We start from the raw sequence: 13840 nt of genomic DNA on the forward strand, positions 1-13840 counted from the left end.
AGACGTGATTACGGTCACGAGTCGGTTTCGAGGCGTGTCCACCCCTTGACGTGCACGAAGAGTGTCCATACCTTCCTTTGCAAGTTAGGAAACTTTCCTAACTCGCTGTCCTGGAGGACGAGCCGTGAGCGAGCGAACATGCCACATGAGCGGGCGATCCGCCCCGCACGCCGGCCCTGACGCGCCGCGCCCGCAATCACCCGGCAGCCGGCTGCGGCATGGCCGCCAGGCGGCGCGAGAGGGCGCGAAGTGAGCCAGCCGATCCCCGGCACGCCGAGCCTCCTGCGCGCCATCAACGACCGCGCCGCCCTGATGGTCCTCCTGGAGCGGGGACCGCTCACCCGCCCGGAGTTGGGGGCGCTGACCGGCCTGTCCAAGCCGACGGCCTCCCAGCTCCTCGCCCGCCTCCAGGACGCCGGGCTCGTCGTCCTGGACGGCATCCGCGAGGGGCTGCCCGGCCGTACGGCGGAGCTGTACCGGATCAACCCCGGCTCGGCGTATGTGGCAGCGCTGGACGTCACGCCGGCCCGGATCGAGGTGGCCGTCTCCGACATCACCGGAACGGTGGTGGGCGAGCACCGGCTGCCGACACCCGGTCGCGCCGCGGGCGACGTCGTGGAGAGAGTGCGCGCCGCGCTTGCGGGGGCCTGCGCGCACGCCCAGGGGGATCCCGCGGCGCTGAGCCGGGTGGTCATCGGCATCGGAGGCGCGATCGACCCGTCGACCGGCAGGCTGGGCTACGCCACCCACATCCCGGGCTGGCACATCCCCGACCTCGTCGGGACGCTGCGCGACGGCATCGGCGTGCCGGTCGACGTCGAGAACGACGTGAATCTGGTCGCCCAGGCCGAGCAGTCCCGGGGCATCGCCCAGGGCCACCAGGACTACGTGCTGCTCTGGGCCGACGAGGGCCTCGGCTCGGCGCTGGTGCTGGGCGGCAGGTTGCACAGGGGGGCGACCGGAGGCGCGGGCGAGGTCGGGTACATGCCGGCGATAGGGGCGCCGACGCCCCGTGACATCGGCAAGCGGGCCGAGCACGGGTTCCAGGCCCTCGCGGGCGGCCCCTCCGTCCTCAAGGTCCTGCGGGCGCACGGCCTGCGCGGATCGACCCCGGCGGCGGCCATGCACAACGCGGTGAAAGCCGTCGAACGCGGTGGCGGGCAGGCGGAACCGGCGCGCGAGGCGCTGCGCCAGGTCGCCGGCCGTCTCGCGCTCGGGCTCGCAGCGATCACCGCGGTGATCGATCCAGAGATCGTGGTGCTGTCCGGCGGAGTGCTGCTCGCCGGCGGCGAAATCCTGCGCGAGCTCACCGAACAGGAGTTGCACGCGCTGACCATCCCGCGGCCCCCGCTGCGGCTGTCCACCGTGGAGGGCAATCCCGTCCTCGCCGGTGCCCTCGACCTCGCCCTCGACACCACCCGTGACGAGGTCTTCGGAGCGGTGAACCGCCGCGAGGGACCCTCCAGGCGCGAAGCGCACGACGCCTCCCGCGGCGAGCGCGACCGCAGGCACACATCCGTTCCCTCTTGAAGTCCCACTCCCTCCTGAAATCCCTCACGCACGTAGGAGGCATCTCCGTGAAACGACTGCTGGCCATAACCGCCGCGGCCGGCCTGGCCCTGCTCACCGCCTGTACGGCGGGCACCGAGGCCGGCCCTCCGAAGATCGAGGCGAGCCCGACCAGCCACGACCCGGTCACCATCGAGTTCTGGCACGGCTTCAGCGCCGACAACGAGCTCAAGGCGTTCACCGACACGCTGGCCGGCTTCAAGCAGAAGTACCCCTGGATCACGGTGAACGCCACCAAGGCCATCCAGGACGACCAGATCCTGCAGTCGGTCCGCGGCGGCAACCCGCCGGACGTGGCCCTGTCCTTTACGACGGACAGCGTGGCCCAGTTCTGCAAGGCCAACATCTTCCAGGACCTCAACCCGTACCTGGCGGCCAGCAAGATCGACGCCGACAAGCTCTTCCCCAAGGTCATCGCCCAGTACACCCAGTACCAGGGCAAGCGCTGCGTGATGCCGATGCTGGCCGACGCCTACGGCCTCTACTACAACAAGAAGCTCATGAAGGGCAACGAGCCGCCAAAGACGATGAGCGAGCTCGCCGATCTCGCCAAGAAGCTGACGGTCAAGGACGCCCAGGGCAACATCAAGGTCGCCGGCTTCGTGCCGACCGGCCTGATGTACGAGAACGCGCCGCTGCACATGGGCGTCATGGTCGGCGCCAAGTGGACCAACCCCGACGGCACCTCCGCGATCGGCTCCGACCCGCAGTGGAAGAGGCTGATGACCTGGCAGAAGGAGCTCGTCGACGCCTTCGGCTACGAAAAGCTCGAGAAGCTCCGCAAGAGCTTCGGTGACGAGTGGTCGGCCGACAACCCGTTCAACAAGGGCAAGGTCGCGATGGCCATCGACGGCGAGTGGCGCAACGCCATGCTCGCCTCGGACGCGCCGGACGTCGACTACGGCACCGCTCCGATGCCGGTCGCCGACGACCAGCCCGAGCGGTACGGCGCGGGCTTCATCACCGGCACGATCATCGGCATCCCGCGTGGCGCCAAGCACCCTGAGGCGGCCTGGGAGCTGGTCAAGTACCTGACCACCGACACCGACGCCCTGGTGACGTTGTCCAACGCCATCCGCAACGTCCCGAGCACGCTGCCCGCGCTGCAGTCGCCGAACCTGAAGAAGGATCCGAACTTCCAGACCTTCCTCGACATCTTCGCCAACCCCAACAGCACCACGATGCCGGCCCACATCAACTCGGTGTTCAACCAGCAGACGCTGCAGGACGCCGGGACCAAGTGGGAGTCCGGCCGGGCGACCGATCTGAACGCGCTACTCGCCGAGGTCGACAAGACGATCAACGAGAAGCTGAAGCTGACAGCGGGCGGCTGATCCATGGCAACCACGACGCTGGGACGTCGGAGGCACGCGGTGCCGTCCCATAGCAAAAGGGATCGGCGCCGCGCCAACCTCCGCGCGGTCCTCTACCTCTCCCCGTGGCTCATCGGGTTCTCGGTCTTCTTCCTCTACCCGCTGCTCTCCACGGTGTACTTCACCTTCCAGCGCTACGACCTGTTCACACTGGAGCCGGTCGGCTGGCTGAACTACAAGTACTTCATGCAGGACGAGGCCGCCTGGACCTCGATCAGGAACACCCTGTGGCTGGTCGTCGTCATGGTGCCGCTGCGGGTGCTGTTCGGCCTCGGCGTGGCCCAGCTGATCACGAAGCTGAAGTCCGGCCAGGGGGTCTTCCGCACGATCTTCTACCTGCCCTCGCTCGTGCCCCTGGTCGCCGGGACGCTCGGGTTCGTGTTCCTGCTCAACCCGGGCACCGGGCCGGTGCAGGCCATCCTGGGGTCGGTCGGGATCCACTCGCCCGACTGGTTCGGAGACCCGGCGTGGTCCAAGTGGGGCCTCACGCTGCTGTCGCTCTGGTCGGTCGGCGACCTCATGGTCATCTTCCTGGCCGCCCTGCTCGACGTGCCCAAGCAGCTGTACGAGGCCGCCGCGCTGGACGGCGCGAGCGCCTGGCAGCAGTTCACCAGGATCACGCTGCCGGTCATCCGGCCGGTGCTGATGTTCGCCGCCGTGACGGGCGTCATCCAGACCCTGCAGTACTTCACCCAGGCGATGGTGGCGGCGCGGGTCGCCTCCGGCGCCACCGACTCGGCCGGCTCGGTCTTCACCCCCGGCTACCCCGACCAGTCCACCCTGACGTTCCCCGAGTGGCTGTTCCAGCAGGGCTTCCGCGACTTCGCCATGGGCTACGCCTGCGTGCTCGCGCTCGTCCTGTTCGCCGTCTCGATGGTGTTCACCCTGATCCTGCTGCGGCAGTTCCGCGGCTTCGCGGAGGAGGAAGCATGACGACGACCCTCGCTCCGCAGCAGGTCGCCCGCCGCCCGGCGCCGGCCGCCAGCGCCTCGAAGACACGGTTGACGCTCTACTGGGTCGCCAAGCACGCGGTCGCCATCGCTTTGTCGATCATGTTCCTGGGGCCGCTGGTCTTCATCGCCCTCACGGCCGTGATGAGCGACCACCAGGCGCTGACCTCGCAGCTGTGGCCGGAGACCTGGGAATGGGGCAACTTCGCCGACATCTTCGAGAAGGCGCCGCTGCTCACCTGGATCCGCAACACGCTGATCTACTCGGTGCTCGCGACGGTGTTCATGCTCCTGTCGTCGGTCCCCGTGGCGTACGCGCTGGCACGGTTCCGCTTCCCCGGCAGGAAGCTCGCGTTCCTTCTGGTCATCACCACGATGATGCTGCCGCCCCAGGTCGTGGCCGTGCCCGTCTACCTGATCTGGGCCCGCTTCCACCTGACCGGGACCCTGTGGCCGCTGATCATCCCGATGCTGCTCGGAGACGCGTTCTCGATCTTCCTGCTGCGGCAGTTCCTGGTCACGATTCCACGGGACTACTCGGACGCCGCACGGGTGGACGGGGCCGGCGAGTTCCGGACGCTCGTGCGGGTGATCCTGCCGATGGCCAAGCCGGCCATCGCCGCAGTCGCCCTCTTCCAGTTCTTCTACTGCTGGAACGACTACTACGGCCCCCTCCTCTACGCGGGGACCGACCTGGACAACTGGACCCTGTCCCTCGGCCTGGCCGCGTTCCGGTCGGTGCACCGCGTCCAGTGGAACCTCACGATGGCCGCCACCATGCTCGCCATGGCGCCGGTGATCATCGTGTTCTTCTTCGCCCAGAAAGTCTTCATTGAAGGGGTCAAGCTGACTGGAGTGAAATAGCCGTGAAGTAGCTCACAGCCATGCATCGTTAGCACGGAATGACGAAGGGAGGATGGCGCTCCGGCATCGGCCTCGCCGTGATGGAAGGCCGGGCAAGAGCGCCATACACCATATGAAACTCGCCGTTGTCGGGGGCGGTTCCACCTACACGCCGGAGCTGATCGACGGCTTCGCCCGCCTGCGCGACGAACTCGACCTGTCCGAGATCACACTGGTCGACCCGGACGAGAACCGCCTCGGCCTCGTCGGCGGTATGGCCACGCGGATGCTCGCCCGCGCCGGCCACCCGGCCAAGCTCACCACGACCACCAAGGTCGAGGAGGGCGTCGCCGGAGCGGGAGCCGTGCTGCTGCAGCTCCGCGTCGGCGGCCAGGCGGCCCGGAACGTCGACGAGACGCTCCCGCTCGAATGCGGATGCGTCGGGCAGGAGACGACGGGGGCCGGCGGCCTGGCCAAGGCGCTGCGGACCGTCCCGGTGGTGCTCGACATCGCCGAGAAGGTGCGCACCCACGCCCCGGGCGCCTGGATCGTCGACTTCACCAACCCGGTCGGCATCGTCACCAAGGCGCTGCTGGACGAGGGCCACCGCGCCATCGGCCTGTGCAACGTGGCCATCGGGTTCCAGCGCCGCTTCGCCGCCGGTCTGGGCGTCTCCCCGGACCGGATCTCGCTCGGCCACGTCGGGCTCAACCACCTCACCTGGGAGCGCGCCGTCTATCTCGACGGCGAGGACATCCTGCCCCGCATCCTGGCCGACCACGGCGAGGAGATCGCCGAGAGCGTCGGCCTGCCGGTCGGGCTTCTCCGCCACCTGGGCGTGATCCCGTCGTACTACCTGCGGTACTACTACGAGCACGACCTCGTGGTCGAGGAGCAGAAGGTCTCCCCGTCCCGCGCGGCCGAGGTCGCGGCCATGGAGTCGAAGCTGCTGGAGATGTACGCCGACCCGTCGGTGGACACCAAGCCCGAGCTGCTGGAGCAGCGCGGCGGCGCGTTCTACTCCGAGGCGGCGGTCGCGCTGATCGCCTCCCTGGTGAACGACAGGGGCGACGTCCAGATCGTCAACGCCCGCAACAACGGGACGCTGCCGTTCCTCGACGACGACGCGGTCATCGAGGTGCCCGCGACCGTCGGGACGGGCGGGGCGACTCCGTTGCCCGTGGACCCGGTCGAGCCGCTTTACCGCGGCCTGATCGCTCACGTCTCCGCATATGAGACGTTGGCGCTCGACGCGGCCCTGCGCGGCGGCGAGGACCGGGTCAAGGACGCGCTGCTCGCCCACCCGCTCATCGGGCAGGCGTCTCTGTCGGGCGACCTCGCCCAGCGGCTGATCGAGGCCAACCGCGCGTATCTGCCGTGGGCGGTGTCCCTGTGATCGGAGCGCGCGGCGGGACCGATCGCCCCCTGCGCACCCTTCTCGCGGTCGACGGGGGGAACAGCAAGACCGACGTCGCGGTCGTGGGGGGGGGGGGGCCCCGCCGCCCCCCCCCCCCCCCCCCGGGGGGGGGCCCCCCCCCCCCCCCCGGGGCCCCCCCCCCCCCCCGGGGGGGGGGGCGCCGAACGCGGGCCCCGGGCCGCCCCCCCCGGCGCCCGCCCCCCCCCCGCGGGGGGGCGGGGCCCCACCCCCCCCCCCCCGGCGGCGGGGGCGCCCGCCCCCCCCCCCCCCCCCCCCCGCGCCCGCGGCGCGGGGTTCGTCCCGCAGAGCGCCGGCGTGCCCGCCGCCATCGACGTGGTCGGCGAGACCGTACGGCGGGCCCTGGGCAGCCGGCCGGGCCTCCGTGCCGATCTCACGGCCCATCTGGCGGACGGCGCACTGGACGGCCATTCGCCGGATGGTCACGTGGACGGGCACCTCGGCGACCTCCGCGAGCGGGTCGCCGTGCCGTACGTGGACCACATCGCGGCCTACGTCGCGGGCGCGGACCTGCCGATCGAGGAGGAGCGGCTCCGCGACGAGCTGCTCGCCCGCGGCTACGGCCGCAGTGTCGTGGTCGCCAACGACACGTTCGCGCTGCTTCGCGCCGGGGCCACCACGCCCTGGGGCGTCGCCGTGGTCTGCGGGGCCGGCATCAACGCGGTGGGGGTCGCACCCTCAGGCAAGGTCTCCCGGTTTCCCGCACTGGGCACCCTCAGCGGCGACTGGGGCGGCGGCTACGGCCTCGGCGAGCAGACCCTCTTTCACGCCATCCGGGCCGAGGACGGCCGGGGACCGGACACCGCCCTGGTGGACGTCGTCCGCACCTGTTTCGGCACGGCGACGGTCGAGGACGTGGTCCTCGCGATCCACTTCGGGGACATGTCCATCGACAGGCTGCACGACCTGGTGCCGCCCCTGCTCGTGGCGGCGCGGAGCGACGCCATCGCCCGGTCGCTCATCGAGCGGCTGGCCGACGAGGTCACCGCGATGGGCACGGTCTCGATGCGCCGCATCGACCTTCTCGGCGGGCCGTGCGAGGTCGTGCTCGGCGGCGGCGTGATGACCGCGGGCGACCCGCTGCTCATGCCGCTGATCGAGCAGCGGTTCGCGGAGCAGGCGCCGCACGCCCGGCTCATCGTCGCGGACGTGCCGCCCATCGTGGGGGCCGCGCTGCTGGGGCTCGACCGTCTCGGCGCCCCCGCCGAGGCGTACGACCGGGTGCGGGAGTACTTCCTCAGCCCGTCCGAGCAGGAGGCACAGGAGGAACCCGATTCGGGGGAGGACGCCGTCCCGGCGCCCGCCCCGGTGGGCTGAGGCCCCAGACCCGGCAGCCGGACCGGCAGCCCGGACGTCATCGCGGTCGCCCGCGGAGCCCCTTAGGGGGGCCGCCCAGGGAGACGTGGACGCCGGGCGCTGACGCATGTCGCCGTCAGCGCCCGGCGTCACCGCGTCCCGGGCCGGGGTGGAGGGGAACCGGCCGGGGTGGGGGCGTCACTGGCCGGCCTTCTGCTCGCCGTCGAGGCCCTTGTCCGCGTTCTTGCCGACCTCGGCGTGGATCTCCGGCGCGCGATGGTCGTACGGCGTGCTGAGGACGACCGTCGTCCGCGTGCTGACGTTGGCCGAGGCCCTGATCTGCTGCAGTAACTCCTCCAGGCCGAGCGGCGAGGCGACGCGCACCTTGAGGATGTAGCTCTCGTCGCCCGCCACGCTGTGGCACGCCTCGATGGCGGACAGATGCCTGAGCCGTTCGGGGGCGTCGTCAGGCGCGCCGGGGTCGTTCGGCTTGATGGACACGAACGCCGTCAGGGGCAGACCGATCTCGTCGTAGTTGACAAGCGCCGCGTAACCGCGGATCACGCCGCGTTTCTCCAGCCTCCGCACCCGCTGGTGCACGGCCGAGACCGACAGCCCGGTCTCCTTGGCCAGATCGGTGAAGCTCATCCGGCCGTCTCTGGCCAGCAGCGTCACGATTCGGCGATCGATCTCCTCCACCCCTGAACGGTAGCGCCGCCGGGGACCACACCGTGCGGCGAAGTGGTCACGGCATGATTCCATCCGAAATCCGGATCAGGTGGCCGTCACCCGGCGAACCGGCGACTCGGCCGACTTGCGTTTGGCCGGAACGTCGGAGTCGAATCTCACCTGCCAGTCGCCCGTGGACGGCACTTTCTTCTTGAAGGCGAACTGGCCCCGCGACCCCGTGGTCGTCGTCCCCTGGGCAGACGAGGCGGCGGCCCCGGCCGGATCGAAACGGAGCCGCACCGCCTTCTGGGGCAGCGGGTCCCAGCGGCCGGGCCCCTCCGCGACCCACACGACCAGCGTGCCCTTGTGCGTGGCCGTCCTGCCGCGCTTGCCGCTCATCGGGATGACCGAGTAGGCGATCCTCGTCTGGGCCCCCGACCCCTGGACGGTCGAATGGACCTCGGCGCTACGGGTGGAGGCGACGGCCGCCGCCTCGGCGCGGGCGAGCCGCCGGGGCGCGGCGCGGAACTCCGCCCGCCAGAAGCCCGACTCGGTGGCCGTCACAGTCGTGGAGAAGACGCCCGATTCGTCGGTCTCGGCTTCCGCCATGTCGCGGCGGGAGAACATGCCGTCCGCCCGGAAGGTCAGCACGACCCGCTGCCCGCCGAGCCGCACCCAGTCCTCGTCCCTGCCGGCCTCCAGCAGCCCCCGGAAGGACAGGGGGGCTCCCTCCTCGACGGGGTCCGGCGACAGGACGAACTCGGTGATCCTCGTCTCCGTGGCCTCCTCCCCGGCGACGACCCGGAACGCCCGCTGCTCGATCGACTCCCCGGCCCGCACGACGACCCGCCACTCCCCGCGCGGGACCTCCGGGTCGAGGACGTGCTCGGCGACCCAGGACTCCTCGAACGGCGAGCCGTCCACCTTGACGAAATCAAGCTCGATCCTGGGCCCGTCCGGGCCGGCCAGCTCGCCGCGCACAAGGTCGCGGGCGTCACCGGCCTCGCCCGCGCCGCCCGTGACGACCTCGACGCGGAGGGGCTCCCGCCGCCCCCGGATCACCGGATCGGGGGTGACCTCGACGAAATCGATGACCGCGAAGTCAGCGCGGCGTAACAGTCTCAGGAGAGGGAGGAGAAGTCGCACGATGGTTCAGCACACCTTCCGGTAGGGCGCCTCGGGGATGAGGCGGCGCCAGTCGTTCACGGACAGCGAGGCGCCCGCGCGGGCGCACACCTCGGCGGCCGCCCGCCCCGGGTCGACGGTGTAGCGCTGGAGCGTCCCGTCCTCGCCCGCGCTGTAGAGATAGCGCCCGTCGCCCGCGAAGGACAGCGCGAGCACCACGCCCGTGTGCGTGGTGTACGGCCGGCCCAGCGGCACGTGGGTGGCGGCGTCCCACAGCCGGACCTCGCCGCTGGTGCCGCCCGTGGCCACCAGGCGGCCGTCGGGCGAGAACGCGATCGCCACCACGTCGTCGAGGTCTCCGGGGTCCGGCGCCAGCCTGCCCGTGGGCCGCAGGGTTCTCGTGTCCCACAGGCCCACCCCGAGCTGGTGGAACCCCACGGCGACGGTCGAGCCGTCGGGGCTGAACGCGATCGACCGCACTCCGTCGAGGCTCGGCCCGAAGGGCTGGTCGGTCACCGCTCCGGTGGCGAGATTTACGAGAGCGCTGTTCTGGCCGCCGATGGCGAGCACGCGCCCGTCCGGGCGGAGCGCCATCACGTCCATGCCGGCGCGCGGGAGAACGCCCGTCCAGGCGTGGCGGGAGGCGTCCCACAGCCGCACCCGCCGCCAGTCGCCCGAGAACGGCGCGACCGCGAGCACGCCGGGCCCGAACGCCAGCCCGCCCACCGAGGCCGCGCCCGGAACGGCCACGGCCTTCGTGCGCCGCATTCCCGCCACGTCCCACAACATCACGGCCCCGGACCCGGCGGTCCGATCGGCGTCGGCGGCCACCCCCAGATCACCCGGCCCCGCCCCGTCAGCAGGCGTGGCCGTACCGGCCGGTGGGTCCGGTGTCATCTCGGCGGGCTCGGCCGTACCTGTTGCGAGGGTGCGTCCGTCGGGGCTGAAGGCGAGCGCCTCGGCAGAGGACGGCAGGGAGCCGAGCCGCCGCCCCCGACCCGCGTCCCACAGTTCGAGGCCGTCGCCGGTCTGTACGGCCAGCGTCCGCGCCCCCGGGGCGAAGGCCGCTGACACGGCGCCGGCTGCCACGGCCACCGGCCGGGTGCCGAGCCGCACGTCGACCGTGGCGACGCCGCCCCCGCCCAGGAGGTAGCGCAGCGCCCGGCGGTCCTGCCCCATCCTGATGACCGGCATGCCGGATGTGTCGCTCAACGAGTGGTAGACGATCGGCCGCCCGCCGGCCGCGTTCCAGAGCCCGATGCCCTCATGGTCGTAGGTCATGACATAGCGGCCGTCGTCGCTGTACGACAGCCACGCCGCGCCGGCGCCCTCCAGAACGGCGTCACGGCGACGGCCGGAGGCGAGGTCCCAGAAGCGGACGTCCCCGGCCCGGCTCACCGCCAGCGTCGCACCGTCCGGGCTGAAGGCGACGGCCTCACCGCCGCCGCCTCCGGGAGTGGGCACCTTCCGGCGCCGGGCCAGATCCCAGAGCCGGACGCGCCCGTCGCGGAACGTCGCCGCGAAGAACCTGTCCGAGACGACGACGTCCTCGATACGGCCGTCGCGGGCGACCTCAAGGACCTGCCTGCCCGTGCGGGGGTCCCACACCTGGCCGTGGTGGCCGGGCGAGACGACGGCGAGCAGCCGCCCGCCCGGTCCGAACGTCATTTCCAGCGCCCCGGTCCCGAACCGGGGACCGAGCGGCCTCCCGGACGCCACGTCCCACACCTGTAACGAATCCGCGCCCGCCACGGCGACCAGCCGGGCGTCCGGGCTGATGGCGACGGCGGCCGCGTCGGCCCCGACGCCCTCCACGGAGCCGACCCGGCGGCGCGCCACCACGTCCCACAAGATCGCCCGGCCCTGGTCGGCGACGGCGAGCGTCCGTCCGTCGGCGCCGAGGTCGAACCGCGCCGCCGCAGTCACCGGCGGAGGCGGGGAGATGTCCCGCTCCCGCTGCGCCAGCGAGCTGTAGAGGGCGGCCCGCGCCTCCGGCACTCCCGCGAGCCGCCACGCGGCGACGCTCAACGCCATCGCGGTGACCGGGTCGGCGGACCGCAGGGAGTCGGCGAGAGCGGCCGTCCTGCGCGCCACCGCGGTGTCCCGCTGCCTCTCGGCGGACGCCCTCTGCCTGTCCGCGAAGGCCTTCTGGTCCACCGCCACCCCCGCCGAGGCGAGCGCCGCGGCGAGCAGTACGGCCAGCACACCGGTGACCTGGCGGCGGCGGCGCGCCCGCAGCCGCCCGAGAGCGGCGGACGCGTCGAGGAACGCGCTCTCCAGCAGGTTGAGGGTGACGTGCTGGCGGCCGGTCGCGGCCCAGCCCAGGGCGTTGTCCAGGGATGTGCCGTGGTAGAGATCGCCGGGCCGCCGCCCGTTCTCGTCCCACAGCCGGGCGGCCTCGCTGAGCTGCCGGTGTACGCGCAGGCCCGCACGGTCGGCCTCGATCCACTCGCGCAGCCTCGGCCAGGCCCGCAGCAGCGCGGCACTGGCGAGCGACATCGTGTCGCCCTCGCGGACCAGCAACTCCGCCCGCGCGAACCCGGACAGGACGCGGTCGGCCGTCGGGAGATCCACCACACCGTCGAGCAGTTCGTCAGCGCGCACCTTCCTCGGCAGGTCGTCGGCCCCCTCACCCGGCATGACCATGCGAAGCAGAATCTGCGGCACCACCGCCTGGTCGGCCGCGCCCAGGCTCGTGTAGATGTCCTCCGCCAGCGCGGCCAGCGACGGCGGCGCCACGTCGGCGGGCGGCCGCATCGCCCCCGCGGCGCGCCTGCCCTCCGCGAGCAGCAGCGCGGTCTCGCCTCTCCCCGCCAGTTCCTCTTCTCGCCAGCCGCGCGTCGCCTCCCCGTCCTGCGCTCCCCCGCCCGCCGGCCGGCCACCGGCCGTACGGGTCACACCTTCGCCTGTTCCTCCCCCGCCCGTTCCAGGACCGCCCGTCTCACGGTCGTTCACGTCCTGGCCTCTGAGCAAGCTCATGAGCAGTTCGGGGGAGCTGGGGCGGGCCGCCGGGTCTTTGGCCATCGCGGCCACCACCAGGCCGCATAAGGGCTCCTGGAGCATGGACACATCAGGGTCCACCGCCAGGATGCGATGCAGGAACGCGGCGACGCTGTTCTCCCCGAAGTTCCCCCCGAAGTTCCCCCCGACGTCACCGGCCGCCTCTCCTCCGGGGGCCAGCGCGAACGGCTCGCGGCCCGTCGCGGCGTACAGCGTCACCGCGCCCCACGCCCAGATGTCCACGGCCGGCCCGGCCCGCTGACCGAGGACGCTCTCGGGCGCCATGAAAGCGGGCGTGCCGGCGACATGACCCGTGGTCGTCAGCGACATCTCAGCCGTCCTGGCGATCCCGAAGTCGATCACCCGGGGGCCGTCCGGTCCGATCAGGACGTTGTCCGGCTTAAGATCACGATGGATGACCGACGCCTCGTGGATGGCGGTCAGCGCCGTCGCGATCCCCGTGGCCAGCCGGTACAGGTCGTCCGGCCCGTACGGCCCGTTCCGCTCGACCGCCCGCCGCAGGCTGGGCCCGCCGACGAACTCGCTGACGATGTACGGCTGGGCTCCCTCGAGATCCGCCGCGATGATCCTGGCCGTGCAGAAGGACGACACCCTCCGGGCGGCGGCGGCCTCCCTGGCGAACCTGGCCCTCAGCTCCGCGTCTCCGGGACCCCCGCGGTGGGCACCGCCCCCGGCACCGCCGTTCTGCGCGCCGCCGAACCCGCCGTAGGAGTCCACTCGTAGCGCTTTGAGGGCCACGCGCCGCCCGGCGTCGTCGTACGCCTCGTAGACCACACCCTGACCGCCCTCGCCGAGCCTCCCGGCGAGCCAGTAATCACCGATCCTCCGCGGGTCCCCCGGAGCCAGGGGCGCCATCGCCATCCGGTCCTCCCCGCCGCTCTCCGGCCGTCCCCCCACCCCCGAGGGACGGCATGACCCGATGGTCCTACGCCTTTCCCCACCGGCCAAGAGGTTTCCCGGCGCCGTTCCCGCGGCGCTGTCCCCGTGTTGCCATCGCCTCGGCGACAAGACGCCGAGGCGGCGTGGTCATCCGTCGAGAGCGGCGGTGAGGTCGAGCTCGACGAGCTGGCCGGTGAACCCGAGCCGGGCCACGCCCAGCAGCGTGCTGGCGGTGGTGAACGCGGCCGCCAGCGCCGAGGTGGTCAGGCGTTGCCAGACGGAGGCGAGGACCGCCGTCTCCCCGCTCACCACATAGATCACCGATCGGACGACCTGGTCGGGCCGCGCGCCGGCAGCGTCCAGCGCGATCAGGGCGTTGGCGACGACCTGATCGACCTGCGCGTCGATGTCGCCGTCGCCGACCAGTGCTCCGGCCTGGTCCAGCGGGCACTGCCCGGCGAGAAAGGCCATGCGGCCGGCCTTGACCACGGTGACATGGCTGTATCCCGGGGTGACGTGCAACTGCTCCGGGTTGATCCGCGTAATGGGCTGGTGCATCCGCTGAGTCTCCCGCCCGGGCGCCGGTTCCGCGACCGGGTTTCATGCCAGGTGGCATCCGTCGCGGACACGCGTAAGCCGGTCCGCCCCTGCCGAGGCCAACCCGGTTCCGCTCATGACCC

General features: G+C 72.0%; 10 protein-coding genes. 6 read left to right on the forward strand and 4 right to left on the reverse strand.

Annotation, left to right across the window (positions count from 1 at the left end; translation table 11 throughout):
* Positions 1-249 precede the first annotated feature (249 nt).
* The 6 genes from ABH927_RS01670 to ABH927_RS01695 all read left to right on the forward strand — a co-directional run bounded on the left by ABH927_RS01670 (position 250) and on the right by ABH927_RS01695 (position 7487).
* Positions 250-1530, forward strand: a complete 1281-nt coding sequence (locus tag ABH927_RS01670) for an ROK family transcriptional regulator (protein WP_370017612.1) — start codon at positions 250-252, stop codon at positions 1528-1530.
* 47 nt (positions 1531-1577) lie between these two features.
* The gene (locus ABH927_RS01675; protein WP_370017613.1) at positions 1578-2903 is read left to right on the forward strand and encodes an ABC transporter substrate-binding protein; all 1326 of its coding nucleotides are present in this window, start codon (positions 1578-1580) and stop codon (positions 2901-2903) included.
* Positions 2904-2942: 39 nt separating this feature from the next.
* Entirely contained in the window at positions 2943-3875 is a 933-nt protein-coding gene (locus ABH927_RS01680) for a carbohydrate ABC transporter permease (protein ID WP_370017614.1), read from the forward strand.
* Positions 3872-4756 carry a carbohydrate ABC transporter permease gene (locus ABH927_RS01685; RefSeq protein WP_370017615.1) on the forward strand — a complete coding sequence of 295 codons (885 nt, stop codon included), beginning with the start codon at positions 3872-3874 and terminating at the stop codon, positions 4754-4756. Before ABH927_RS01680 ends, ABH927_RS01685 begins: the two co-directional genes overlap by 4 nt.
* Positions 4757-4868: 112 nt before the next feature.
* Positions 4869-6131 (forward strand): 6-phospho-beta-glucosidase, encoded by a 1263-nt coding sequence (locus ABH927_RS01690; protein ID WP_370017616.1) that lies wholly within the window; start codon positions 4869-4871, stop codon positions 6129-6131.
* Positions 6132-6467: 336 nt separating this feature from the next.
* Complete coding sequence (locus tag ABH927_RS01695) at positions 6468-7487, forward strand: N-acetylglucosamine kinase (RefSeq protein ID WP_370017617.1); 1020 nt, start codon at positions 6468-6470, stop codon at positions 7485-7487.
* 177 nt (positions 7488-7664) lie between these two features.
* Here the strand turns inward: ABH927_RS01695 and ABH927_RS01700 are convergent, their stop codons facing one another.
* From ABH927_RS01700 to ABH927_RS01715, 4 genes are all read right to left on the reverse strand, one after another.
* Complete coding sequence (locus ABH927_RS01700) at positions 7665-8165, reverse strand: Lrp/AsnC family transcriptional regulator (protein WP_370017618.1); 501 nt, start codon at positions 8163-8165, stop codon at positions 7665-7667.
* Positions 8166-8240: 75 nt separating this feature from the next.
* A complete protein-coding gene (locus ABH927_RS01705) occupies positions 8241-9281 on the reverse strand; it encodes a hypothetical protein (RefSeq protein ID WP_370017619.1) in 1041 nt (346 codons plus the stop codon).
* Between the two features lie 6 nt (positions 9282-9287).
* Positions 9288-13142 carry a serine/threonine-protein kinase gene (locus ABH927_RS01710; RefSeq protein ID WP_370017620.1) on the reverse strand — a complete coding sequence of 1285 codons (3855 nt, stop codon included), beginning with the start codon at positions 13140-13142 and terminating at the stop codon, positions 9288-9290.
* Positions 13143-13307: 165 nt separating this feature from the next.
* On the reverse strand, positions 13308-13718 hold the full coding sequence (locus ABH927_RS01715) for a RidA family protein (RefSeq protein WP_370017621.1): 411 nt from the start codon (positions 13716-13718) through the stop codon (positions 13308-13310).
* Positions 13719-13840: the final 122 nt, after the last annotated feature.

This window comes from Planotetraspora sp. GP83 (assembly GCF_041262585.1).
GTDB lineage: Bacteria > Actinomycetota > Actinomycetes > Streptosporangiales > Streptosporangiaceae > JAOEGB01.